Source organism: Serratia sp. CY76391 (assembly GCF_052166695.1).
Classification (GTDB): domain Bacteria; phylum Pseudomonadota; class Gammaproteobacteria; order Enterobacterales; family Enterobacteriaceae; genus Serratia; species Serratia nematodiphila.
In genome coordinates this window covers 61,784-83,595 of the sequence record NZ_JBJNOJ010000007.1, presented here as the reverse complement: position 1 = coordinate 83,595, position 21,812 = coordinate 61,784, and the positions used below count along the sequence as shown (strand labels likewise).

The 21,812-nt window shown below is 61.5% G+C and carries 22 protein-coding genes; 7 read left to right on the top strand and 15 right to left on the bottom strand.

The genetic code is table 11. The annotated features are described in order from the left end of the window. Positions 1–10: 10 nt before the first annotated feature. The 6 genes from hemW to ACJ8PN_RS13680 all read right to left on the bottom strand — a co-directional run bounded on the left by hemW (position 11) and on the right by ACJ8PN_RS13680 (position 4,304). Complete coding sequence (gene hemW / locus ACJ8PN_RS13705) at positions 11–1,153, bottom strand: radical SAM family heme chaperone HemW (protein WP_088381924.1); 1,143 nt, start codon at positions 1,151–1,153, stop codon at positions 11–13. Continuing rightward, entirely contained in the window at positions 1,146–1,739 is a 594-nt protein-coding gene (locus tag ACJ8PN_RS13700; RefSeq protein WP_171454752.1) for an XTP/dITP diphosphatase, read from the bottom strand. Before ACJ8PN_RS13700 ends, hemW begins: the two co-directional genes overlap by 8 nt. 140 nt (positions 1,740–1,879) lie before the next feature. Beyond that, the gene (gene yggU / locus ACJ8PN_RS13695) at positions 1,880–2,173 is read right to left on the bottom strand and encodes a DUF167 family protein YggU (RefSeq protein WP_016930091.1); all 294 of its coding nucleotides are present in this window, start codon (positions 2,171–2,173) and stop codon (positions 1,880–1,882) included. After that, the gene (locus tag ACJ8PN_RS13690; protein ID WP_016930090.1) at positions 2,170–2,724 is read right to left on the bottom strand and encodes a YggT family protein; all 555 of its coding nucleotides are present in this window, start codon (positions 2,722–2,724) and stop codon (positions 2,170–2,172) included. Before ACJ8PN_RS13690 ends, yggU begins: the two co-directional genes overlap by 4 nt. Positions 2,725–2,755: 31 nt before the next feature. Then, complete coding sequence (gene proC, locus ACJ8PN_RS13685) at positions 2,756–3,577, bottom strand: pyrroline-5-carboxylate reductase (RefSeq protein WP_004937440.1); 822 nt, start codon at positions 3,575–3,577, stop codon at positions 2,756–2,758. 19 nt (positions 3,578–3,596) lie between these two features. Continuing rightward, positions 3,597–4,304, bottom strand: a complete 708-nt coding sequence (locus tag ACJ8PN_RS13680; RefSeq protein ID WP_015379048.1) for a YggS family pyridoxal phosphate-dependent enzyme — start codon at positions 4,302–4,304, stop codon at positions 3,597–3,599. A 20-nt stretch (positions 4,305–4,324) separates the two neighbouring features. Between ACJ8PN_RS13680 and ACJ8PN_RS13675 the strand changes: the two genes are divergently transcribed. Then, positions 4,325–5,347, top strand: coding sequence for a type IV pilus twitching motility protein PilT (locus ACJ8PN_RS13675; RefSeq protein WP_442535010.1), 1,023 nt, complete (start codon positions 4,325–4,327; stop codon positions 5,345–5,347). On the opposite strand, the gene ruvX is transcribed toward ACJ8PN_RS13675, so the two are convergent. The 6 genes from ruvX to ACJ8PN_RS13645 form a co-directional block, all read right to left on the bottom strand. Next, positions 5,344–5,766 (bottom strand): Holliday junction resolvase RuvX, encoded by a 423-nt coding sequence (gene ruvX, locus ACJ8PN_RS13670; protein ID WP_033632095.1) that lies wholly within the window; start codon positions 5,764–5,766, stop codon positions 5,344–5,346. The two genes, ACJ8PN_RS13675 and ruvX, sit on opposite strands and share 4 nt — an antisense overlap. Continuing rightward, positions 5,766–6,329 carry a YqgE/AlgH family protein gene (locus tag ACJ8PN_RS13665; protein WP_004937452.1) on the bottom strand — a complete coding sequence of 188 codons (564 nt, stop codon included), beginning with the start codon at positions 6,327–6,329 and terminating at the stop codon, positions 5,766–5,768. Before ACJ8PN_RS13665 ends, ruvX begins: the two co-directional genes overlap by 1 nt. Before the next feature lie 133 nt (positions 6,330–6,462). Beyond that, positions 6,463–7,413 (bottom strand): glutathione synthase, encoded by a 951-nt coding sequence (gshB, locus tag ACJ8PN_RS13660; protein ID WP_016930084.1) that lies wholly within the window; start codon positions 7,411–7,413, stop codon positions 6,463–6,465. A gap of 10 nt (positions 7,414–7,423) precedes the next feature. After that, on the bottom strand, positions 7,424–8,155 hold the full coding sequence (gene rsmE, locus ACJ8PN_RS13655; protein WP_004937458.1) for a 16S rRNA (uracil(1498)-N(3))-methyltransferase: 732 nt from the start codon (positions 8,153–8,155) through the stop codon (positions 7,424–7,426). Between the two features lie 69 nt (positions 8,156–8,224). After that, the gene (gene endA / locus ACJ8PN_RS13650; RefSeq protein WP_085337148.1) at positions 8,225–8,920 is read right to left on the bottom strand and encodes a deoxyribonuclease I; all 696 of its coding nucleotides are present in this window, start codon (positions 8,918–8,920) and stop codon (positions 8,225–8,227) included. A 101-nt stretch (positions 8,921–9,021) separates the two neighbouring features. Further along, positions 9,022–9,534, bottom strand: a complete 513-nt coding sequence (locus ACJ8PN_RS13645) for a SprT family zinc-dependent metalloprotease (RefSeq protein WP_004937462.1) — start codon at positions 9,532–9,534, stop codon at positions 9,022–9,024. Positions 9,535–9,883: 349 nt separating this feature from the next. Between ACJ8PN_RS13645 and fumA the strand changes: the two genes are divergently transcribed. Next, positions 9,884–11,530 carry a class I fumarate hydratase FumA gene (fumA, locus tag ACJ8PN_RS13640; protein ID WP_004937467.1) on the top strand — a complete coding sequence of 549 codons (1,647 nt, stop codon included), beginning with the start codon at positions 9,884–9,886 and terminating at the stop codon, positions 11,528–11,530. A 151-nt stretch (positions 11,531–11,681) separates the two neighbouring features. Next, on the top strand, positions 11,682–12,548 hold the full coding sequence (locus tag ACJ8PN_RS13635; RefSeq protein ID WP_171454747.1) for a helix-turn-helix domain-containing protein: 867 nt from the start codon (positions 11,682–11,684) through the stop codon (positions 12,546–12,548). On the opposite strand, the gene ACJ8PN_RS13630 is transcribed toward ACJ8PN_RS13635, so the two are convergent. Next, positions 12,472–13,524 (bottom strand): XdhC family protein, encoded by a 1,053-nt coding sequence (locus tag ACJ8PN_RS13630; protein ID WP_171454746.1) that lies wholly within the window; start codon positions 13,522–13,524, stop codon positions 12,472–12,474. The genes ACJ8PN_RS13635 and ACJ8PN_RS13630 overlap by 77 nt on opposite strands. 8 nt (positions 13,525–13,532) lie before the next feature. After that, positions 13,533–14,117: a nucleotidyltransferase family protein gene (locus tag ACJ8PN_RS13625; RefSeq protein WP_239043862.1), complete on the bottom strand. Its 585-nt coding sequence runs from the start codon at positions 14,115–14,117 to the stop codon at positions 13,533–13,535. 208 nt (positions 14,118–14,325) lie between these two features. Between ACJ8PN_RS13625 and ACJ8PN_RS13620 the strand changes: the two genes are divergently transcribed. Genes ACJ8PN_RS13620 through ACJ8PN_RS13610 form a run of 3 tightly spaced genes read left to right on the top strand, consistent with a single transcriptional unit; the run spans position 14,326 to position 18,898 of the window. Continuing rightward, on the top strand, positions 14,326–17,115 hold the full coding sequence (locus ACJ8PN_RS13620; RefSeq protein WP_239043861.1) for a xanthine dehydrogenase family protein molybdopterin-binding subunit: 2,790 nt from the start codon (positions 14,326–14,328) through the stop codon (positions 17,113–17,115). Continuing rightward, complete coding sequence (locus ACJ8PN_RS13615) at positions 17,112–17,666, top strand: (2Fe-2S)-binding protein (protein WP_171454743.1); 555 nt, start codon at positions 17,112–17,114, stop codon at positions 17,664–17,666. Before ACJ8PN_RS13620 ends, ACJ8PN_RS13615 begins: the two co-directional genes overlap by 4 nt. Next, positions 17,663–18,898 carry a cytochrome c gene (locus ACJ8PN_RS13610; RefSeq protein ID WP_171454742.1) on the top strand — a complete coding sequence of 412 codons (1,236 nt, stop codon included), beginning with the start codon at positions 17,663–17,665 and terminating at the stop codon, positions 18,896–18,898. The genes ACJ8PN_RS13615 and ACJ8PN_RS13610 overlap by 4 nt, the downstream gene beginning before the upstream one ends. A gap of 66 nt (positions 18,899–18,964) precedes the next feature. Here the strand turns inward: ACJ8PN_RS13610 and ACJ8PN_RS13605 are convergent, their stop codons facing one another. Further along, a complete protein-coding gene (locus ACJ8PN_RS13605) occupies positions 18,965–20,341 on the bottom strand; it encodes an amino acid permease (RefSeq protein WP_004937488.1) in 1,377 nt (458 codons plus the stop codon). Positions 20,342–20,972: 631 nt separating this feature from the next. On the opposite strand from ACJ8PN_RS13605, the gene pdhR reads away from it, so the two are divergent. Next, positions 20,973–21,737 (top strand): pyruvate dehydrogenase complex transcriptional repressor PdhR, encoded by a 765-nt coding sequence (pdhR, locus tag ACJ8PN_RS13600; RefSeq protein ID WP_004937490.1) that lies wholly within the window; start codon positions 20,973–20,975, stop codon positions 21,735–21,737. Positions 21,738–21,812: the final 75 nt, after the last annotated feature.

Here is a 21,812-nt window from a genome sequence, read left to right as displayed (position 1 = left end):
GCGCTTTTTTTTACTCGTCGTCCGCCAGGAACAGTTCCAGCAGCGAGTTGAGGAACAGTTTGCCCTTCTCGGTGATCTGCCAGTGCTCTGCGGTTTCTTCCAGATAGCCTTTGGCCAGCGCCTCGTCCAACTGAGGGCGAATGACGCTTTCCGCCAGCCCGGTGTAGTTGACGAAGTCGGCGCGCGGCGCGGCTTCCAGCAAGCGGAAGCGGTTCATGAAGAACTCGAACGGCCGATCCGCCGCCGCCACCTCATGCTGCTTGTCCATGTAGTCGCCGCGCATAAAGCCGCGTGGGTGCTTGGTCTTGGCGGTGCGCAGGATGCGTCCGTCGCTGAAGGTCACCTTGCCGTGCGCGCCGCAGCCGATCCCCAGATAGTCGCCGAAGCGCCAGTAGTTGAGATTGTGCTGGCATTGGTAGCCCGGCTTGGCGTAGGCCGAGGTTTCATACTGCTGATAGCCGGCGGCGCTCAGCAACTGGTGGCCACGCTCGAAGATGTCCCACAGCGCATCGTCGTCCGGCAAAACCGGCGGGCGCGAGCTGAACAGGGTGTTCGGCTCGATGGTCAGCTGATACCACGACAGGTGCGGTGGATTGAGGGCGATCGCCTGGCGCAGATCGTCCAGCGCCTCTTCCAGCGATTGGTCCGGCAGGCCGTGCATCAAATCGAGGTTGAAGCTGCGCAGGCCAAGATCGGTCGCCAGCGTCGCCGCGCGTTTGGCCTCTTCCGGGCCGTGGATGCGCCCCAGGCGGTTCAGCTTCTCGGCGCTGAAGCTTTGCACCCCGATGGAGATGCGGTTGACGCCGGCGCGCTGGTAGCCGCTGAAGCGATCGGCCTCCACGGTGCCGGGGTTGGCCTCCATGGTGATTTCGGCGTCGTCGGCGACGCGAATGCGCGCCCGCACGCCGTCCAGCAAGGCCTGCATTGCCTCGGCGCTCAGCAGGCTGGGGGTGCCGCCGCCGATAAAGATAGTGCTGATTTCCCGGCCGCCGGCCAGCGGCAGGTCGGCATCCAGATCCGCCAACAGATGATCGACGTACTCCTGATGCGGCACGTCGCCCTTCAGCGCATGGGAGTTGAAGTCGCAGTACGGGCATTTCTGCACGCACCACGGGATGTGGATGTAGAGACTCAGCGGGGGCAGCTTAAGCATTGCGCATGGCTTCCAACATCAGCTTCAGCGCCTTGCCGCGGTGCGAAATCGCCCGCTTCTCGTCGCGGCTCAGCTCGGCGGCGGTGCGGCCCAGCGCCGGCACGTAGAAGACCGGATCGTAACCGAAACCGCCTTCACCGGCGGCCTGTTCGGTGATTTCGCCGGCCCAACTGCCGTGGAACACCAGCGGCGTCGGGTCTGCCGCATGGCGCAGATAGACCAGCACGCAGTGGAATTGCGCGCCTCGCCGGCCCGGCGCCACGTCTTTCAACGCCGCCAGCAGCTTGTCGAGGTTCTGCCGATCGTCGGCATCTTCACCGGCATAGCGCGCGGAGTAGATGCCCGGCGCGCCGCCCAGCGCGTCCACTGCCAGGCCGGAGTCGTCGGCGATCGCCGGCAGGCCGGTGACCTGCGCCGCATGACGCGCTTTCAGGATGGCGTTTTCGATAAACGTCAGGCCCGTTTCTTCGGCGGACTCCACGCCCAGATCGGTTTGTGCGACCACGTCCAGGCCGAAATCGGCCAACAGGTCGGCGAGTTCGCGCACTTTGCCCGGGTTACCGGTGGCAAGAACGACTTTTTGCATAAGTGACTACCTTGAAAATTATTCGATGATACTCTGCGTATCTGAAGCCGCAGCCGCGTTGGCTGCACGCTCTCACCCCAGTCACTGGAGTGACCCAGCTCCTGGGGACTCAAGCCCTTGCCGCCTTGCTGCGGCTCCAGCTACTTTGTGTATAGCGCTGCGACCACGGCGGGGATCTGTTGCGGATTCACGATGCGTAACTGTTTATGCCGCCCCAGTTCGCCTTTCTCGATGGTGACGTTGCTTTTCGCCACTTTGAACTGCTTGGCGATAAACTTGATCAAATGGGCGTTGGCTTGGCCGTCGACCGGCGGGGCGGTGATGGCGACTTTCAGTTCGTCGCCATGCAAGCCGATAATTTGGTCGCGGCTGGCTTTCGGCTGAATATATAGCCTGATCGCCAGCCCGTCCAGCACCGGAGTGACTGCACTCACAGCAGGAACCAGATCTCACCGAACAGATCCATGCCCAGGTAGTTGATCAAATAGAGGATCAGGATCACCACCATGGCGGAAAAGTCGATGCCGCCCATCGCCGGGATGATGCGACGGATCGGCGCCATCAAGGGTTCGGTCAGTTGGTACATCACGTAGTCGATCGGGCTGCGACCCTGGCTTATCCAGCTCATCAGCGCACGAATGATCATCACCCAGAAGATCAGGTAGCCAGCGGACTTCACCAGCGAGATCAGGCCGAACAGCAGGTTATACGGGCTGAGCGACATCGCGCCGCCCTGAATCAGCAGCAGCAGCGGGTACTTGATGGTCATCAGCAGGAACGCCAGCAGCAGCGAAGCGCTGTCGATGGGCCCCAGTGACGGGATGATGCGGCGCAGTGGGCCGACCACCGGCTGGGTGATCTTCACCACAAACTGTGAGAACGGGTTGTAAAAATCGGTGCGCGCCCACTGCATCCAAATGCGCAGCAACAGCACCATCACGTACAGATCAATAACGGTCTTGACCAGGAAAGTCAGCGTTAGCATGAAGTGGTCCTTCTCCTTAACTCGCGGTTATTTAAAATAATTTTTCCATCTCTTGGGCGCGGGAAACGGCGGCCTGCATCGCTTGCGCCACGGTTTCCGGCAGTTGGCGTTCGTTGAACACCCGCAGCGCTTCGGCGGTGGTGCCGCCTTTGGAGGTCACCTGCTCGCGCAGCGTGCCCAGCGGCGTATCCGGGTTGGCTTCCACCAATGCGGCGGCGCCGGAAGCGGCCTGTTGTACCAGATCGCGCGCGGTCTGGCTGTCGAAGCCCATGCGCTCGGCCTCTTTTTGCATCGCTTCCATAAACAGGAAGAAATAGGCCGGGGCGCTGCCCGCGGCGGCGATCACGCCGTTGATGCCATTTTCGTCATCGACCCAGCAAACTTTACCGACCGACGCCATTAAATCGCCGGTGTAATCGCGATCCCGCTGGCTGACCTGCGCCGGCGCGTACAGCCCGCTCATGCCCTTGCCGACCAGCGACGGAGTGTTGGGCATGATGCGCACGATGTCCAGCTTGTCGCCGAGCAGCTGATAGAAACGGCTGACCTGAATACCGGCGGCGATCGACAGCACCAGCTTGCCGCTGAAATCGACCTGTTCGCGCAGCGGCTGACACACGTCGGCCATCATCTGCGGTTTGACCGCCAGCACCACCACCTCGGCTTCACGCGCGCAGGCGACGTTGTCGCCGCTGCTGACGATGCCGTAGTCTGCAGCCAGCGCATCACGGTTTTTCGGCGAAGGGGCGCAGACGCTGATGGATTTGGCCGGATAGCCGCCCGCCACCAGGCCGGCGATGATTGCACGCGCCATGTTGCCGGCGCCGATAAAGGTAATCTTGCGATGTTGCATCAAATCCCTCGTCTGTGTGTCAGGCCTGCGAGTAGTCGCGGGCGCCAAAAATTGCGGTGCCGATGCGCACCAGGGTGCTGCCGGCGGCGATCGCCGCCGCCATATCGTCCGTCATGCCCATCGACAGCGTATCGGCCTGCGGATAACGCTGACGCAGGGCGAGAAATGCGTCGTTCATCCGGCTGAATACCGCCAGCTGCCGCTGATAATCCGCTTCCGGCGCCGGAATAGCCATCAGGCCGCGCAGCGTCAGGTTCGGCAGCGCGGCGATCGCTTCGGCCAACGCCGGCAGCTCGGCCAACGCAATGCCGGATTTGCTTTGCTCGTCGCTGATGTTGATTTGAATCAGAACGTTGAGCGGCGGCATGTCGGCCGGGCGCTGATCGCTCAAGCGCTGGGCGATGCGCAGCCGATCCACGGTATGGCACCAGGCGAAGTGTTCCGCCACCAGCCGACTCTTATTGGATTGCAGCGGGCCGATAAAGTGCCACACCAACTCGCCGCTTTGCGGCGACTCGGCGAAATGCCGGATCTTGTCTACCCCTTCCTGCACGTAGTTCTCGCCGAAGGCGCGCTGGCCGGCGGCGATGGCTTCTTCGATCGCCGCCACAGGTTTGGTTTTGCTGACGGCAAGCAGGGCAACTTCTTCTGGCGCCCGCGCGCAATTTCGCGCGGCGGCCGCAATGCGGTTTCTGACATCCTGCAGGTTCTGTTGGATAGTGCTCATTATTGACCCGGGAGAGTGATATGGATATCGATGAATTCGTGGCCCTTAGTGTAAAGCATAATGCTTCCGATCTGCACCTTTGTGCCGGTCATCCGCCGATGTTGCGCATCGACGGTGAACTGCAGCCGCTGGCGGCGGCGCCAACGCTGACGGCGCAAGGCGTGCAGGCCCTTTGCAACGGATTGCTGAATGCGCAGCAGCGCGAGAGCCTGCGGCGGTTGGGGCAGGTCGATCTGGCGCTGCACAGGCCGAGCGGGGAGCGGCTGCGGGCCAACGTTTTTCAGCAAAGCGCGGGGATTTCTCTCGCGTTGCGGCGTATCGCCGGGCAATCGCCTTCGCTTGCCGAGCTGGCGGCGCCGGCCATCGTCCCGGCGCTGCTGCGGTGCGCCGACGGATTGATCCTGGTCACCGGCGCCACCGGCAGCGGCAAGTCCACCACGCTGGCGGCGATGATCGACGAGATCAACCGGCACCAGCCGCGGCACGTTTTGACGCTGGAGGATCCGATCGAATTCCTGCACCGCAGCCGGCGATCGCTGATCCAGCAGCGGGAGATCGGCCGTGACAGCCACAGCTTCGATGCGGCGTTGCGCGCCGCGCTGCGCGAAGATCCGGATGTGATCCTGCTGGGTGAGCTGCGCGATATTGCCACCATCCGGCTGGCGCTCACCGCGGCGGAGACCGGGCATCTGGTGCTGGCGACGCTGCACACCCGCAGCGCGCCGCAGGCGGTGGAACGGCTGGTGGACGTGTTTCCGGCGGAAGAGAAACCCTATGTGCGCGCCCAGCTGGCCGGCAGCCTGCAAGCGGTGATCGCGCAAAAGCTGATGAGGCGCCCTGGCGGCGGACGCGTGGCGATCTTTGAAGTGCTGACGGCGACGGCGGCGGTCAGCAACCTGATCCGCGAAGGGAAAACCCATCAGTTGGCGAGCGTGTTGCAAACCGGCGCGCAGTCCGGCATGCAAACCTTTGAGCAGGGTTTGCAGCAGCGGATCGACGCCGGTGTGTTGGGGGAGTGCGCGGGGGAGGGGACGGGCGTTTAGCCCAGCTGCCGTTCGAACCAGCTTTCGAGGATCACCACCGCGGAGGCGGAATCCACGCTGCCTTTATCAAGGGCGCGGAAGCCGCCGCGATCGAACAGGTTGGCGCGCGCTTCCACGGTGCTCAGGCGCTCGTCTTGCAGCTCGATCTGGATGCCGAAGCGACCGTGCAGGCGGTTGGCGAACTTGCGCGCCTGGGCGGTAACGGGCTGTTCGGTGCCGTCCATGTTCAGCGGCAGGCCGACCACCACCAAATCCGGCTGCCACTCTTTCAGCAGCTTTTCGATTTTCAGCCAGTCCGGCGAACCGTCCTGCGCTTTGAAAGCCGGCAGGGCGCGGGCGCTGCCGGTCAACTCCTGGCCGATGGCCGCGCCGATGCTTTTGGTGCCAAAGTCGAAGGCGATAATGGTGCGGTTGCTCATCAGGCGTGTCCTGCGTGGTTGGCGATGCTGCGAATATCGATGCCCAGAAGGTTCCCCGCCTCGCGCCAGCGGCTGGCGATCGGCGTGCGGAACAGAATGTCGGTGTTGGCTTCGATGGTCAGCCAGGCGTTTTCCAACACTTCCTGCTCCAACTGGCCCTTTTCCCAACCCGCATAGCCCAGCGCCACCAGCACGTCGTCCGGTTGCTCTGGCGTGCCGAGCGTTTCCAGCACGTCTTTCGAGGTGGTGATCATGGTGTTGGGCGAAATTTGAATGCTGGCGCCGAAGCCGTGGCGCGGCGTATGCAGGATAAACCCGCGATCGTCCGCCAGAGGCCCGCCGGCGAACACCGGTTTGTCCAGGCTGATGGCCGGATCGCGCGCAGGCGGCATGATCTTCAGCTTGCTCAGCACCGTGGCTACCGTGAATTGCTCCACCGGTTTATTGATCACCAAACCCATGGCGCCTTCTTCATTGTGCTCGCAGATATAAATCACCGAGCGTTTGAAGCGAGGATCCTGCAGCGTTGGCATGGCGATCAGAAAATGGTGCTGTAAATTCATGGCGTTAGTATAAGGTAATCAATGGGTGAGAAAATAAACAGCCGCCAGTATGCGGCTATACCCGCCGCCTTTCAAGGCGCGCTTTGGCGGGCGCGATGAAGAACAGCGGGCGGCATGCCGCCCGCATTGCGCATTATTTCGCCGCCAGGCGCTTTTCAATGGCGTCCATCAGCATGCCGGTAATCGAAATCGGGAATGCCGCCTCGATCTCGCGCGCGCAGGTTGGGCTGGTGACGTTGATCTCGGTCAGGCGATCGCCGATCACGTCCAGGCCGACGAAGATCAGCCCTTTCTCTTTCAGCGTCGGGGCGACGGCGCGGGCGATTTTCCAGTCGCTTTCGCTCAACGGGCGCGCTTCGCCGCGGCCGCCGGCCGCCAGGTTGCCGCGGGTCTCGCCCTGCGCCGGAATGCGCGCCAGGCAGTAAGGCACCGGCTCGCCGTCCACCACCAGGATGCGCTTGTCGCCGTCCTTGATCGCCGGCAGGAAGTTCTGCGCCATGCAGAAACGGCTGCCGTGTTCGGTCAGGGTTTCGATGATCACTGACAGGTTAGGATCGTCCTGCTTCACGCGGAAGATAGACGCGCCGCCCATGCCGTCCAGCGGCTTCAGGATGATGTCGCCGTGCTGCTGGTGGAATTTGCGGATGTGCGCGGCGCTGCGGCTGACCAGCGTATCCGGCGTCAGTTCCGAGAACCAGGCGGTGAACAGCTTCTCGTTGCAGTCGCGCAGGCTTTGCGGCTTGTTGACCACCAGCGTGCCTTTAACTTCGGCGCGTTCCAGAATGTAGGTCGCGTAGATATATTCGGTATCGAACGGCGGATCCTTGCGCATCAGGATCACGTCCAGCTCGTGCAGCGCCAGATCCTGCTCGGCGCCGAAGCTGAACCAGCTCTCCTTGTCTTCCTTCACGCTCAGCAGGCGGGTGCGGGCGCGCCCGTCGCCGGCATGCAGATAGAGATCGTTCATCTCCATGTAGTGCAATTCGTAACCGCGGCGCTGCGCTTCGAGCAGCATGGCGAAGCTGGTGTCTTTCTTGATGTTGATGGAATCGATAGGATCCATCACGATGCCGAGCTTAATCATCTTTTCTCCTTTAACCCAGGTCGCCGAAGCGGACCTGCAGAGCGGTAATGGCGGTGAGCGCTGTGGTTTCGGTACGCAGAACGCGTGGTCCCAGCAGAATATCAGTAAATCCGTGGTCGGTGGTCATGGCGATTTCGTCGGCGGACAAACCGCCTTCCGGGCCGATCAACAGGCGAACATGATCCACCGGCTGCGGCAGCGTGTTGATGCTGTGGCTGGCGCGCGGGTGCAGGTTGAGTTTCAGGCTGCCGTCCTGCTCGGCGCACCAGGCCTCCAGCGACATCGCCTCGCGGATTTCGGGAATGCGGTTGCGGCCGCACTGTTCGCAGGCGGCGATGGCGATCTTTTGCCATTGCTGGATTTTCTTCGCCAGACGCTCGCCGTCCAACTTCACGCCGCAGCGCTCGGAAAACAGCGGGGTGATGACGTTGACGCCCAGCTCGATGGATTTCTGGATGGTGAACTCCATCTTCTCGCCGCGCGAGATCACCTGGCCCAGATGCAGGTTGAGCGGCGATTCGATGTCATCCACGCGGCCGTCGCCGAGGCGCACCAGCACGCTCTTTTTGTCCACCCGGATTATTTCGGCGTCGAACACCTGGTTGCTGCCATCGAACAGTTGCAGCGCCTGGCCGGCGCTCATGCGCAGCACGCGCCCGACGTGGTTGGCGGCGTCCTCGCTGAGGGCGATCTCCGCCCGGTCGGTCAACGGCTGCGGATGGTAAATGCGGGGTATGCGCATGGGTAGTCTGATCCTGACGAAACGGCGCCGCAGGTTGGCGGCGCCATGAAAGATAAAGGCTATAGTAGGTTAGCTTTTCCGCTGCTGACAAGCCTGTTGAATATAGGGGTTGTGGTTGCCCTGCACCTTGGCGATACGTGCTTCGCGCTGACATTCCCATTGGCTCACCGGATATTGCCGGTTCCACACCTCGAACAGCTGGGTTTGCTGGCGTGACAGCCGCAGCTGGTAGCGATCGCGCATGTAGAAGTAGGTGCGGGCAATGGCGCCGCGGGCGCGGGCGGGCGGCTCCGCCTGTTTATTCTTGAAGTCCACCTTCATTGGGCACTGCCCGTACTGGCCCGCGCCGCCGTTCCATTGGCTGTACATGAAGTTGTTGCGGTCGCCGTTCACTTCGCCGATCGCCGGCTGCAGGTTGTGCAGATCGGTTTCTATCTGGCGATAGGTGGCGTCCTTGTTGCAGTTTTTGCGCCCGCCGTCTTGCCAGCACTGCAGCTGGTGGCCGAACTGCCAGGCCGGCACCACGTGTTCCCACTCGATGCGCTGCGCGCGTTGGGCGTTCTTACGCACCTGATAGCCGCAGCCGGCGAGATCGGGAATGCCCTTCTTGCCTTGCCACTCGATGCGGCAGCCGCAGTAAAAACTGCCCGGCGCATCCTGGTTAATCTTGGCCGCCGCCGCTTTGGCCTGAGAGAAGTTATTGATGCCGTGCGCCTGTGCGGCGCCTGCGGCGAAAACCGCCATAAACAAAATTCTGCGAAGCATATTCCAAAACAGCTCAAAATTGGAAAAGCAGGCAGGGTAACGGAACTTGTCGGCAGTGGCAAATGGCGATATTTACTTGTTTTAACGTATAAATCGTTTAACTAAAGGTTCTCGCTAGCAAGAAATTTCAGTTTTTCGCCGCACCGGCGGCAGCGGTATTCGCTTTCGCCGCGCAGCACGCGGTTATGGCGGCGAATGGTGAGCTGGTGCTGCCCGCAGCCGCAGCGATAGGGGAAGGTTTTGCTTTGCACCGAGGCGGTTTCGAAACGATGAGTGCGGCTGGCGGGCGTCAGCAGCACGCTTTCCATCATCCAGCGCCATTCGCGGCCGTGCGGCGCTACCCGGCCGAATTGGCGAAACACCAGCAGGTGCGCCAGTTCGTGCGGCACCACTTCATCGATAAACGGCTGTTGGTTTTCCAGCAGCAGCACCGGGTTCAGACGGATTTCCCAGCTTTGCAGCCAGGCGGTGCCCGCGCTGGTGCCGCGTTGCTGATAGACGATGCTGGGTTCGGGGAACTCGACGGCAAAATGCTGGCGGGCCAACTGCAGCTTTTCTCGCAGGCAGCGCATCACCGCTTGTTGCAGCGCGATGGGGATTCTCGGTTTGTTCATTGCGGCTAGCTTAAGCAATGGCGCGGCGGCTGACAATATGCCCCGGCGCAAATCGCATCCGGCGCTTTTTCACCACATTGATAAGACGATCGCCGCCGATGGATTGTAATCAATGTGTTAACTGCGGGATAATAAAGCGTGCATGATGAGTCTGTACCCGCAGTTCTCACCGAGCAAGGTTGAAACGCCGCCTGTGGCAATCCCTTACGCAAATAGCGGTTATTTTGCGATTTAGCGCAATAACTGACTGATTAAAAATACGTAAGGTGGAGGCAGTTTTTTGACAAGGCGCCGCGTCGCGCGCCGCGAGTGTGAATTTAACGCAGCTGATGTTGCAAGTGAGAGATCAATGTCGAATAAACCGTTCCACTATCAAGATCCGTTCCCGCTGAAGAAAGACGATACCGAATACTACCTGCTGAGCCGCGACCACGTTTCCGTGAGCGAATTTGAAGGCCAGGAAATTCTGAAAGTTGCCCCTGAAGCGTTAACCCTGCTTGCCCAGCATGCGTTCCACGACGCCTCGTTCATGCTGCGCCCGGCGCACCAACAGCAGGTGGCCGATATCCTCAAAGATCCGGACGCCAGCGAAAATGACAAGTACGTTGCGCTGCAATTTCTGCGTAACTCAGAAATCGCCGCCAAGGGTATTTTACCGACCTGCCAGGACACCGGCACGGCGATCATCGTCGGCAAAAAGGGCCAGCGCGTCTGGACCGGCGGCGGCGATGAAGAGGCGCTGTCGCGCGGGGTGTATAACACCTACATCGAAGAGAACCTGCGCTATTCGCAGAACGCCGCGCTGGATATGTACAAAGAGGTCAATACCGGCAGCAACCTGCCGGCGCAGATCGATCTCTACAGCGTGGACGGCGAAGAGTACAAATTCCTGTGCATCGCCAAGGGCGGCGGCTCCGCCAACAAAACCTATCTGTATCAGGAAACCAAGGCGCTGCTGTCGCCGGGCAAGCTGAAAAACTACCTGGTCGACAAGATGCGCACGCTGGGCACCGCGGCCTGCCCGCCGTATCACGTGGCGTTCGTCATCGGCGGCACCTCGGCGGAAGCGACGCTGAAAACCGTCAAACTGGCCTCGACCAAGTATTACGATGGCCTGCCGACGGAAGGCAACGAGCATGGTCAGGCGTTCCGCGATCTGGAACTCGAAGCGGAACTGCTGCAAGAAGCGCAGAACCTGGGGCTGGGCGCACAGTTTGGCGGCAAATACTTCGCACATGATATCCGCGTAGTGCGCCTGCCGCGCCACGGCGCCTCCTGCCCGGTCGGCATGGGCGTCTCCTGCTCGGCGGACCGCAACATCAAAGGCAAGATCAACCGCGACGGCATCTGGCTGGAAAAACTGGAGCACAATCCGGGTAAATTCATTCCTCAGGAGCTGCGCCAGGCCGGGGAGGGCGAGGCGATCAAGGTCGATCTCAACCGCCCGATGGCCGAGATCCTCAAACAGCTGTCGCAGTACCCGGTTTCCACCCGCCTGTCGCTGAGCGGCACCATCATCGTTGGCCGCGATATCGCGCACGCCAAGCTGAAAGAGCGTCTGGATCGCGGTGAAGGCTTGCCGCAGTACGTCAAGGATCACCCGATCTACTACGCCGGCCCGGCTAAAACGCCGGAAGGCTATGCATCCGGTTCCTTGGGGCCAACCACCGCCGGGCGTATGGATTCCTACGTCGACCTGCTGCAATCTCACGGCGGCAGCATGATCATGCTGGCGAAAGGCAACCGCAGCCAGCAGGTGACGGATGCCTGCCACAAGCACGGCGGCTTCTACCTCGGCAGCATCGGCGGCCCGGCGGCGGTGCTGGCGCAGCAGAGCATCAAGAGCCTGGAGTGCGTGGAGTACCCTGAGCTGGGCATGGAAGCGATCTGGAAAATCGAAGTGGAAGATTTCCCGGCGTTTATCCTGGTGGATGACAAAGGCAATGACTTCTTCCAGAAGATCCAGGCCGGTCAGTGTTCCAGCTGCCTGAAATAATCGCCGCTCCCCTCCACCGCCCGCGGGCGGTGGAGGGGATTGTGTAAAGTCCTGTAGCTTGCTGGACGTCGAGTTTTAACCTGTATACCCTACGCGAATAGCACTAAAATTCGACTAATGGAATATCGGCAACATAAGGTTCGGCAAGCACATGGGCACGCAGGAAAGTCACATCAGGGAGTTACTGGTCTGGATTGAAGATAACCTGACCAATCCGCTGTCGTTGGATATCGTTTCCGCCAAGTCAGGCTATACGAAATGGTACCTGCAGCGCATGTTCAAGAAGCAGACCGGATTATCGTTAGCTTCCTACATTCGCGCTCGCCGCCTCTACATCGCCGCCTTCGCCTTGCGTTTCACGCAGAAGAGCATCCTTGATATTTCGGTCGAGTATCAATTCGATAACCAGCAGACGTTCTCGCGCTGTTTCAAGAAACATTTCGCCGAATCGCCCAGCGTGTATCGTCATGCCCGCAAACAGGACTTCAGCAATCTGGTGCGTTCGCTGGCGGCCAGCCAGCCCGGCGATATTCAGGTCGAACGCGTCAGTATCGCCAGAGGGCAGTACGCCTTTCACGGCAAACAGTACGCTTATCACCTGGATATCGAAAAGTTGGATAAGTCGCATCTGCCGCAGCGCAGCGCGCTGCGGGCGCAGTTCTACACTTTGTTGGGCGAGCGTCCGGCGCAAACCTATTCATTTACCCAACTGGTGCCGGACGGCGAGCGGGTCAGGGTCGACTATACCCTGGGCGTGACGGCGGACTACCCGCTGCGTGAAGGCGTGGCGCTGGAGCCGCTGCCGGACATCCACGGCGAGTTTTGCCGTTTTCGCTATTCCGGCAAGCCGGTGGCGCTCAATGATCACATCATTCAAATCTACACGCAGGTGCTGCCCGAAATGGGGCTGGCCCGCGGCGACGGGCCGGACATGACGGTGTTCAGCTATTCGCTGAGCGGGAAAGAGGAGCTGCACCTGGAGCTGCAGCATCTGGTGCCGGTGGTGCCGCTGCACTGATCCCGTCGGCGGCCGGCAGCCGGTTTTTTTGCTGCACGATCGCCGCCATCACCGCCAGGGCGATTTCCGCCGGGGTTTTGCTGCCGAGCGGCAGGCCGATCGGCGCATGGATGCGTTCCAGCTCCTGCGGCGTGAACTCGGCGATCTGCTGCAACCGCTGGCGCCGGCGCGCGCTGTTTCTGAGCGAGCCCATGGCGCCGATATAAAATGCCGGGGTGTGGATCGCTTCCATCAGCGTCAGATCGTCCATACGCGGATCGTGGGTCAGCGCCACGACGGCGGTATTGGCGTGGCAGCCCCCCTCTTCGATGAACTTGGCCGGAAATTGGCGCAGCAGCGTCACGCCGGGCTTCAGCTCGGCGGCGAAGTTGTCCAGCGCCTCCGGGCGGTTCTCGCACACCAGCACCTCAAACCCCAGCGCCACGGCGAAATCGGCGCAGTACAGCGCCACGCTGGACAGCCCGGCGATCAGCAGGCGCGGCGCGGCCGCGATGTGCAGGGTAATCTGCTCGAGCCGGCGTTCGACCTGAGTGGCGCTGGTGAAGTGGCTTTGCTCGAGGCTGTGGCAGGCGTTGGGCAGCGTCAGGCGTTTGAGCAACGCGTGATGCCCTTCCAGCGCGCCGGCGATGCGCTGCAGGTAAGCGACGCTGGCTTCTCCCGCCGGCAGATACTCGATCAGCACGTCCAGCACGCCGCCGCACGGCAGCGCCACGTTGGGCGTCATACCGCCTTCGCCATAACGGATCACCTGGCTGGCCGCCTGATACTCCCCGGCGGCCACGCGCCGCAGAAAGTCCTCCTCCACGCACCCGCCCGACAATGAGCCGCTGTAGCGGCCGTCACGGGTCGCCGCCATCAACGCGCCCGGCGAGCGCGGCGAAGAGCCATAGGTGCTGAGCACGGTGCATAACCAAACCGGCTGTTGTTGCAGCCAGCTTATCGCCTGGCTGACCACGGTGACATCAAGATGTTGCATAGGTGAATTTACTCGCTGGCCGGGAGTTGCGATGGAAGATCAATATCCCGCACGACGCCGGGGTGCTCAAGCGGCAGCAGGTGGACTGCCGCGCCTTGCAGCAGTTCACGCGCGCCATTATCGCCGCGCAGTTGGCAAAGTGGTTTGCGCAATCGGGCGGAAAAGCCGACCGGGTGACCGGGCTGTTGCGCATAACAGGGGCGCACGATCGGGTGCTGCCGTAAGGCATCCGCCACCTGTCGGAAAACGTCGGCGCCGACGAATGGCATATCGGCCAGGTGGATCAGCCAGCCCTGCCAGTGCGGCGTGGCCGCAACGCCCGCGGCGATCGAGTCGCCTAGGCCCGCGCTGGCGAGCAGGGTGGCCGGCACCTGGTTGGCGGCGCAGGCTGCCAGCACCGGCAGATTATCCGGCCGGGTCACCACCTGTACCGGCAGGCCGGAGGCCAGCGCCTGGCATAGGGTGTGCTCGAACAGCGAACGCCGCTCGCCCGCCGCATCGGCAAACCCGGCGTTCAATTTGTTGCCCTGGCCGCCGGCCTGAATAAAGCGCTCTCCGCGTCCGGCGGCGGTAATGACAATGCCCGTGGTCATGGTTGAAGTCCGCGTTTGCGCAAATTATTTATTAGCCTACAAACTACCTGTGTTTTGTAAATGTTTTTTTGTTGAAAACAGCCTGTTAATCATCACATAATTTTAGTTATAAGCATATGCTTATGACGTCTACGGCAAGGTCGTCAGCGTTTGCGCAACAACACCGCGAACAAAAACCAATTACAAGAAAGACGTGAAGGACTTATTTATGAGCAATTTCAACCCGTCGCGGCGTCGCTTTATCAAAAGCGCCGTGATTGCGGGGGTCTCCGTGTACCTCGCCCCCCTGTACAGCCGCGCCTACGCCGCGCTGTTCGAGCAAAAAATCCTCCAGTCACCCAACTGGGATCCGCAGGCCAAGCGCGTCCGTTTCCGCATCGACGGCCGCGCCAAGGTTATGGGGCAGAAGGTGTTCGCGCGCGATATCCGCGCGGTGGACATGCCGCACTGGCCGCAGAAACAGGCGCACGCCTTCATTCTGCGCGTGACCAAAGCCGACCGGCTGTTCGAGGGGGTCGATCTGTCGCTGTTGGGGGACGATCTGCAGCCCGATCGCCTGGTGACGGCGGAAGATCTGGCGCGCGATGGCCTGGCCTTTCCGGCGTTCTACGGTGACGACATGCTGCTGCCGAACGGCAAAACCCCGGCCTATCTCGGCCAGGCGGTGGCGATCCTGATCTATCACGACTTCGCCCGTTTCCGCTTCGCCAAGGACAAGCTGAAATTCCGTGAGGAAACCATCAAATACGGCGCGGTCACCGGCCCGCTGGAGCGCGATCCCTGGGGCAGTTTCCGTTACGTGCGGGTGGGGGGAGAACAGCCGTTCGACGACGATCGCTTCTCCAGCCTGAAGGACACGCCGATCTTCCCTGTGTCGATGAAAAAACACCTGCCGGTGTGGCCGGAAGGGCGCGAGGGCGGCAAGCTGGATCAGGAAGGCATGCGCTATGCAGGGATGATCGCCGACGAGTTGGCGAATCCGCCGGCCGACTGGCTGGTAATGTCGCGCCGCTACACCACGCAGTCGATCGACACCTCGGCGCTGGAGCCGGACAACGCCAATGGCTGGTTCGACGCGCAGACGCAAACCCTGCATCTGGTGGTGCCGACTCAGTCGCCGCAGGAAGTGGCCGACGAGATGCCGCGCATGCTGGCCAAGCGCAATCCGCCGGTGAAACAGCTGATCCTGCACCCGTGCTACACCGTGGGCTACGGCTCGAAAGACCACTACAACTTCCCGTATTACGGCGCGGTGGCGGCGATGTACGGCGACGGCCACCCGGTGCGCCTGGCCAATGACCGTTTCGAGCAGTTCCAGACGGCGCTGAAGCGCCATGCGTTCGACATGAACTACCGCATCGCGGTGAATAAGCAGACCGGCGTCATGCAGTCGTTCCTCGGTGACATGACGGCGGACGGCGGCGGCCGCAGCAACTTCACCCCTTCGGTGGTGATGGTCGGCGCGACCGCCGCCCAGTCGATTTACTACTTCCCGAAAAGCGATCTGTCGTCGGTCGGGCTGGCCTCACGCGCCATCGACGCCGGCTCGGCGCGCGGTTACGGCACGCTACAGAGCATGGCCGCCACCGAGATGATGGTGGATGAGCTGGCCGCCGAGCTGAAGATCGACCCGATCGAGTTTCGCCTGCGCAACGTGCTGAAATCCGGCATGAAAAACACCCAGGGGGCGATCCCGGCCGGTGCGATCCGCGCTGATGAAGTGCTGGAGAAGGCGGCGAAGCACGAGATGTGGCTCAAGCGCGCCGAACGCAAGGCCGAGTTTGAGAGCCGCCATCCCGGCAAGCGCTATGGCGTCGGCTTCGGCTGCGTGCAGAAAGACTTCGGCACCGGGGCGGAAACCTCGTTCGCCCGGGTGGAGCTGAGCGAAGATGGCCGCATCACGCTGCATCACAGCGGCGCGGAGATGGGCACCGGCATGTCGACCTCGCAGTCGGTATTGTGCGCGCAGTGGCTGGGCAAACCGGCTGACGAAGCCCACTTCTCGGTCACCGACTGGTCGGTATTGCCGATGGTCACCAGCGGCGATCCTTACCTGATGTCGCAGGAAGAGCAGGATAAGCTGCAAACCAACCCCAACTGGACGCCGAGCTACTGTTCGCCGTCGAGCGCCAGCAACTCGGCCTATTACTTCTCGCACAGCACCCGCGAAGCGGCGCGCCTGATCTTCGATCACGGCCTGTGGCCGGCGGCGATGGCGCTGTGGCAGGCCGGTATCGGCGGCGGCCAGGCGGCGCCGCTGGTGGTGCGGCGCGAAGATGCGCGTTGGGTCGAAGGCGGCCTGACGGCGGCGGGCATGTCGGTGCTGAGCCTCGAGCTGCTGGCCAAGACGGCTTATCAGATGGGCGGCGTCACCGGCGCGGCGGTGCACGTGTTCAACCGCTGGCAGTGGGCGGAGGCCGATTTCACGTTGAACGGCAAAAGCGAACGCCTGCCGATCGACGGCATGGCGCTGCGCAACGCCGGCGGCGAATTCAAACCGCTGGCGCGCGGGCAGGTCTATTATCCGCCGACCCAGCGCAACAATGCGGCGGTGACCTACTACAGCGCCGTCGGCACGCTGGCGGAAGTGGCGGTGGATATCGCCACCGGCCAGGTGGAGTTGCTGAATCACCACTCGATCATGGAGTGCGGCAACCTGATCGTGCCGGAACTGGTTTCCGGCCAGCTGCAGGGCGGGCTGGCGATGGGCATCGGCCATGCGCTGCACGAATATTTACCGCTGTACGAAGACGGCCCGGGCAACGGCACCTGGAACTTCAACCGTTACCACCTGCCGCGCGCCAGCGACGTGGCGGTGTGGAAACAGAGCGGCGACATCCTGCCGGCGCTGTCGGAAACCGATCCGCCGAAAGGCATGGCGGAAGTGGTGATGATCCCGATCGTGGCCGCACTGGTCAACGCCATTGCCGACGCCACCGGCCACCGTTTCCGTGATTTGCCCGTTCGTGCAGAAAATATTCGTGAGGTATTACAATGAGCATTAAAACCCAGCCGATTTCCCTGACCATCAACGAGAAACAGTACGGCCCGATCGAGGTGCCGGAAGGCTTGATGATGATCGATTTCCTGCACGAGTATCTCGATTTGACCGGTTCGCGCCTCGGTTGTGGGCAGGGCATTTGCCACGCCTGCGTGGCGATTGTCGATCACCCGAGCGGCACCAGCGAAGAGGTGCGTACCTGCATCACCGGCGCGCATTTCTTCAACGGCAAGAAAGTGCGCACCGTCGAAGGCCACGCCAGGCTGGACGAACAGGGGGAGGTGGTTGAGCTGTCGCCGATCCAGCAGGCGTTTCTGGAGCACTACAGCTTCCAGTGCGGCTACTGCACGCCGGGCTTCGTCAACGCCGCCACCATTTTCGTGGAAAAGCTCAAGCGTGAGCCGATTGCCCGCGATCAGCTGGAGAACGCCATCGAGCAGGCGCTGGACAGCCACATCTGCCGCTGCACCGGCTACGTGCGCTACTACGAAGCGGTGCGCGACGTGGTGCTGAAAACGCCGGGCCTGCTGAAGGAGACGGCGCAATGAAAAAACGTCTCGCAGTGTTGATTGTGCTGGTGGCGATCGTGGTGATCGCGCTGCTGTGGTGGCGGGAAAACCGCCGTTACGACGGCCCGGTGCAGCAGGTGACCGCCAGCGCCGAACAGATCGCCCGCGGCCGCTATCTGGCGCAGGCCGCCGACTGCGCCGCCTGCCATACCGCCAGCGGTGGGGCGCCGTTGGCCGGCGGCTATCCGCTGGACACGCCGTTCGGCACGATTTACGGCAGCAACCTGACGCCGTCGGCCGACCACGGCATCGGGCGCTGGAGCAAGGACGACTTCTTCCTGGCGCTGACGCAGGGCGTGGCGCCGGGCGGGCGGCACCTGTACCCGGCGATGCCTTACACCTCGTACAAGGGCATTTCGCGCCAGGACGCCGACGACATCTACGCTTACCTGATGACGCGCCCGGCGGTGGACGTGGCCATTCCGGCCAACGAGATGCCATTCCCGTTCAACCAGCGCATGGCGCTGATCGGCTGGAATCTGCTGTTCCGCAGCCAGGATCCGTTGCCGGCCAGCTCGCAGGGCAGCTCGCCGCAATGGCAGCGCGGCCGCTATCTGGCCGATGTGCTGGGCCACTGTGGCGAATGCCACACGCCGCGCGGCGCGCTGGGGCAGATGGATCTCGGCAAACCGATGCAGGGCGGCGATCTCGGCCGCTTCATGGCGCCGGACATTACGCCGCACGGTCTGGCGCAGCGCGGCTGGACGCCGCAGGACGTCAGCCGCTTCCTCAGCACCGGCCTTGCGCCGCAGGGTTCGGCCTTCAGTGAGATGCACATGGTGGTGGATCTCAGCACCCGTCATTTGACGCCGGAAGATCATCAGGCGCTGGCGCTGTATCTGATGGGCGAGCAGCCGCCGGCGGCGGTGCCGGTGAAAATGGGGCAGGGCAGCGATGCCGGGCGCATGACCTATCTGGATCAGTGCGCCGGCTGCCATGCGCGCGAAGGCGAGGGCAAACCGCACGTCGCACCGGCGATGCGCGATAACGCCACGCTGCGCCAGGCGGACGGCAAGAACCTGATCGTGTCGGTGCTGGACGGCCTGCCGGCCCAGCAGTTCCCGAACGGTGAAAGCATGCAGAGCATGCCGGGCTTCGGCGAGCGTCTGAGCGATGCTGACGTGGCGGCGCTGGTGAATTACCTGCGGGTGACCTGGGGCGGTTTGCCGGCGGACGTCACCGCCGAGCAGGTGAAAGCGCTGCGCAAGTAAGCGGCGTTCAGGCAAAAAAATGGCCCGCATCTGCGGGCCTTTTTGTTTACTGCGCGGTCACGGGATTCAACGGCTGGTGACGCCGTCGACGCGTTGGCTGCGCTGTTTGATGGCGTAACCGACGGCCAGGATCGCCACCCACACCGGGATCAGCAGCACCGAGATTTGAATACCCGGCGTCAGGTACATGATCACCAGGATACCGGCCATGAACAGCAGGCACAGGTAGTTGCTGAACGGATACCAGAACGCTTTGAACTTCGGCACCACGCCCTCGCGGTTTTTGGCGGCGCGGAATTTCAGGTGCGCCAGGCTGATCATCGCCCAGTTGATCACCAGCGCCGACACCACCAGCGCCATCAGCAGTTCGAAGGCGCGGCCCGGGATCAGGTAGTTAATCAGCACGCACAGCGCGGTAGCGAGGGCGGAGATGCCGATAGCCACCACCGGCACGCCGCGGCCGTCGACCTTCAGCAGGCTTTTCGGGCCGTTGCCTTGTTGCGCCAGGCCGTACAGCATGCGGCTGTTGCAGTAGACGCAGCTGTTGTAGACCGACAGCGCGGCGGTGAGCACCACGATGTTCAGCACGGTCGCCACCAGGTTGCTGTTCAGCGCGTGGAAGATCAGCACGAACGGGCTGCCGCCTTCGACCACTTTGCCCCACGGGTACAGCGACAGCAGAATGGCCAGTGAACCGATATAGAAGATCAGGATGCGGTAGATCACCTGATTGGTGGCTTTCGGAATGCTTTTTTGCGGGTTGTCGGCTTCGGCGGCGGTGATGCCGACCAGCTCGAGGCCGCCGAAGGAGAACATGATCACCGCCATCGCCATCACCAGGCCCATGACGCCGTTCGGGAAGAACCCGCCCTGCGCCCACAGGTTGGTGACGGTGGCTTCCGGGCCGCCCATGCCGCTGAACAGCAGGTAGGCGCCGAACACGATCATGCCGATAATCGCCACCACTTTGATGATGGCGAACCAGAACTCCATCTCGCCGTAAACTTTGACGTTGGCCAGGTTGATGGCGTTGATCGCCAGGAAGAATACCGCGGCGGAAACCCAGGTGGGGATCTCCGGCCACCAGTACTGCACATAGATGCCGACCGCGGTCAGCTCCGCCATCGCCACCAGGACATACAGCACCCAGTAGTTCCAGCCGGAGGCGAAGCCGGCGAAGTTGCCCCAGTATTTGTAGGCGAAGTGGCTGAAGGAACCGGCGACCGGCTCTTCCACCACCATTTCTCCCAACTGGCGCATGATCAGAAACGCGATGAAGCCGCCGATGGCGTAGCCGAGGAGCACTGACGGGCCGGCCATTTTTATTGTTTGAGCGATACCGAGAAATAACCCGGTGCCGATTGCGCCACCTAAGGCGATGAGCTGAATATGGCGGTTTTTCAGGCCGCGCTTCAGCTGGTCACCATGCTGTTGACCATCCATCAATCTAACCCTCTGTCGTTGTGAATGCCCACCTGCCTGTAAAGCAGTGGTTACGATGTGTGTTTTGTTTTATTTACGGCGTTATAGCTATTAATTCAACGGCGCCGCTACCGTTTGGCAGAGAATAATGTTATGCGCGTCGGTTTGCACCTGCTTTGTCGTGTGAGTGATTAAGATTGCAGCAGTTTAGGAAACAAAATGCGGGTTGTGTGACGGCAGGGGGGATTCAGTGCATGAAATAAGCAACAAATCACATAATGCGCAAAAATAACGTAGATCTGAACGGTGGGGTGCGTTCAAATAATGAACGAATCGCCGTTGCGCTGCTCGCCAAATAGCCATTCATTAAAGCGTAATAACCATGCAATAAAACTCGGGCAAAAAGTTTGCACTCTGCCTTGCGTAAGGTTTGGTAAAAGTTAAATCCCCAACCCGCCGCGTAAATGGTAATACCATCACGGCGTTACCGGTTTGCAGCGGGGTTTTCAGCGGGGTGTTAAAATGTGCGGGTAACCTGATTTCGATCAAGGCCCGTATGGACAGGAGGTGAATACTTTGTTACTTTACCGTCACGTTTTTGAAATTGGTATTACCAATTGACTCCGCGCCATTCGCAGAGAAGAATTCACTCATGGCCTACAGCAAAATCCGCCAACCCAAGTTGTCAGATGTTATCGAGCAACAGCTCGAATACCTGATCCTCGAGGGGACACTGCGCCCAGGCGAAAAACTGCCTCCGGAGCGCGAGCTGGCGAAACAATTTGATGTCTCCCGTCCTTCTCTGAGAGAGGCCATTCAGCGCCTTGAAGCGAAAGGGCTGCTCCTGCGCCGTCAGGGCGGCGGCACCTTCGTGCAAACTAATCTGTGGCAGAGCTTCAGCGATCCGCTGGCCGAGCTGCTGGCCGACCATCCCGAATCACAGTTCGATCTGCTGGAAACCCGTCACGCGCTGGAAGGCATTGCCGCCTATTACGCGGCGCTGCGCGGCACCGATGAAGATCTGGCGCGCATCCGCGACTGCCACATCGTGATTCAACAGGCTCAAGACAGCGGCGATCTCGACGCCGAAGCCGATGCGGTCATGCAGTATCAAATCGCCGTGACCGAAGCCGCTCACAACGTTGTGTTACTTCACCTGCTACGCTGCATGGGGCCGATGCTGGAACAGAACGTGCGTCAGAACTTTGAATTGCTCTACTCGCGCCGTGAGATGTTGGCAAAAGTGAGCAGCCACCGCGCCGGAATTTTTGAGGCGATTGTGGCACGCGAGCCGGAAAAGGCCCGTGAAGCCTCGCATCGCCACTTGGCGTTTATCGAGGAAATCTTGCTGGATCTCAGCCGGGAGCATACTCGGCGCGAGAGATCGCTGCGGCGTCTCCAGCAACGCAAGGATTAAGAGCTGTCCTCTTCAGGGTACACCAGCCTGCGGGGGTTAAGTTCGAGGTACTTAGTTAAGTACTTAAGCGGCAAC

Excerpts from the sequence above, each read along its gene's own strand:
- ACJ8PN_RS13610 (WP_171454742.1), top strand. The coding sequence starts at position 17,663 with ATGAAAAAACGTCTCGCAGTGTTGATTGTGCTGGTGGCGATCGTGGTG.
- ACJ8PN_RS13630 (WP_171454746.1), bottom strand. The coding sequence starts at position 13,524 with ATGCAACATCTTGATGTCACCGTGGTCAGCCAGGCGATAAGCTGGCTG.
- ACJ8PN_RS13665 (WP_004937452.1), bottom strand. The coding sequence starts at position 6,329 with ATGAATTTACAGCACCATTTTCTGATCGCCATGCCAACGCTGCAGGAT.
- fumA (WP_004937467.1), top strand. The coding sequence starts at position 9,884 with ATGTCGAATAAACCGTTCCACTATCAAGATCCGTTCCCGCTGAAGAAA.
- ACJ8PN_RS13605 (WP_004937488.1), bottom strand. The coding sequence starts at position 20,341 with ATGGATGGTCAACAGCATGGTGACCAGCTGAAGCGCGGCCTGAAAAAC.
- endA (WP_085337148.1), bottom strand. The coding sequence starts at position 8,920 with ATGCTTCGCAGAATTTTGTTTATGGCGGTTTTCGCCGCAGGCGCCGCA.
- rsmE (WP_004937458.1), bottom strand. The coding sequence starts at position 8,155 with ATGCGCATACCCCGCATTTACCATCCGCAGCCGTTGACCGACCGGGCG.
- ACJ8PN_RS13615 (WP_171454743.1), top strand. The coding sequence starts at position 17,112 with ATGAGCATTAAAACCCAGCCGATTTCCCTGACCATCAACGAGAAACAG.
- ACJ8PN_RS13700 (WP_171454752.1), bottom strand. The coding sequence starts at position 1,739 with ATGCAAAAAGTCGTTCTTGCCACCGGTAACCCGGGCAAAGTGCGCGAA.
- ACJ8PN_RS13625 (WP_239043862.1), bottom strand. The coding sequence starts at position 14,117 with ATGACCACGGGCATTGTCATTACCGCCGCCGGACGCGGAGAGCGCTTT.
- ACJ8PN_RS13620 (WP_239043861.1), top strand. The coding sequence starts at position 14,326 with ATGAGCAATTTCAACCCGTCGCGGCGTCGCTTTATCAAAAGCGCCGTG.
- ACJ8PN_RS13635 (WP_171454747.1), top strand. The coding sequence starts at position 11,682 with ATGGGCACGCAGGAAAGTCACATCAGGGAGTTACTGGTCTGGATTGAA.
- proC (WP_004937440.1), bottom strand. The coding sequence starts at position 3,577 with ATGCAACATCGCAAGATTACCTTTATCGGCGCCGGCAACATGGCGCGT.
- ACJ8PN_RS13645 (WP_004937462.1), bottom strand. The coding sequence starts at position 9,534 with ATGAACAAACCGAGAATCCCCATCGCGCTGCAACAAGCGGTGATGCGC.
- ruvX (WP_033632095.1), bottom strand. The coding sequence starts at position 5,766 with ATGAGCAACCGCACCATTATCGCCTTCGACTTTGGCACCAAAAGCATC.
- hemW (WP_088381924.1), bottom strand. The coding sequence starts at position 1,153 with ATGCTTAAGCTGCCCCCGCTGAGTCTCTACATCCACATCCCGTGGTGC.
- ACJ8PN_RS13675 (WP_442535010.1), top strand. The coding sequence starts at position 4,325 with ATGGATATCGATGAATTCGTGGCCCTTAGTGTAAAGCATAATGCTTCC.
- pdhR (WP_004937490.1), top strand. The coding sequence starts at position 20,973 with ATGGCCTACAGCAAAATCCGCCAACCCAAGTTGTCAGATGTTATCGAG.
- ACJ8PN_RS13690 (WP_016930090.1), bottom strand. The coding sequence starts at position 2,724 with ATGCTAACGCTGACTTTCCTGGTCAAGACCGTTATTGATCTGTACGTG.
- gshB (WP_016930084.1), bottom strand. The coding sequence starts at position 7,413 with ATGATTAAGCTCGGCATCGTGATGGATCCTATCGATTCCATCAACATC.
- ACJ8PN_RS13680 (WP_015379048.1), bottom strand. The coding sequence starts at position 4,304 with ATGAGCACTATCCAACAGAACCTGCAGGATGTCAGAAACCGCATTGCG.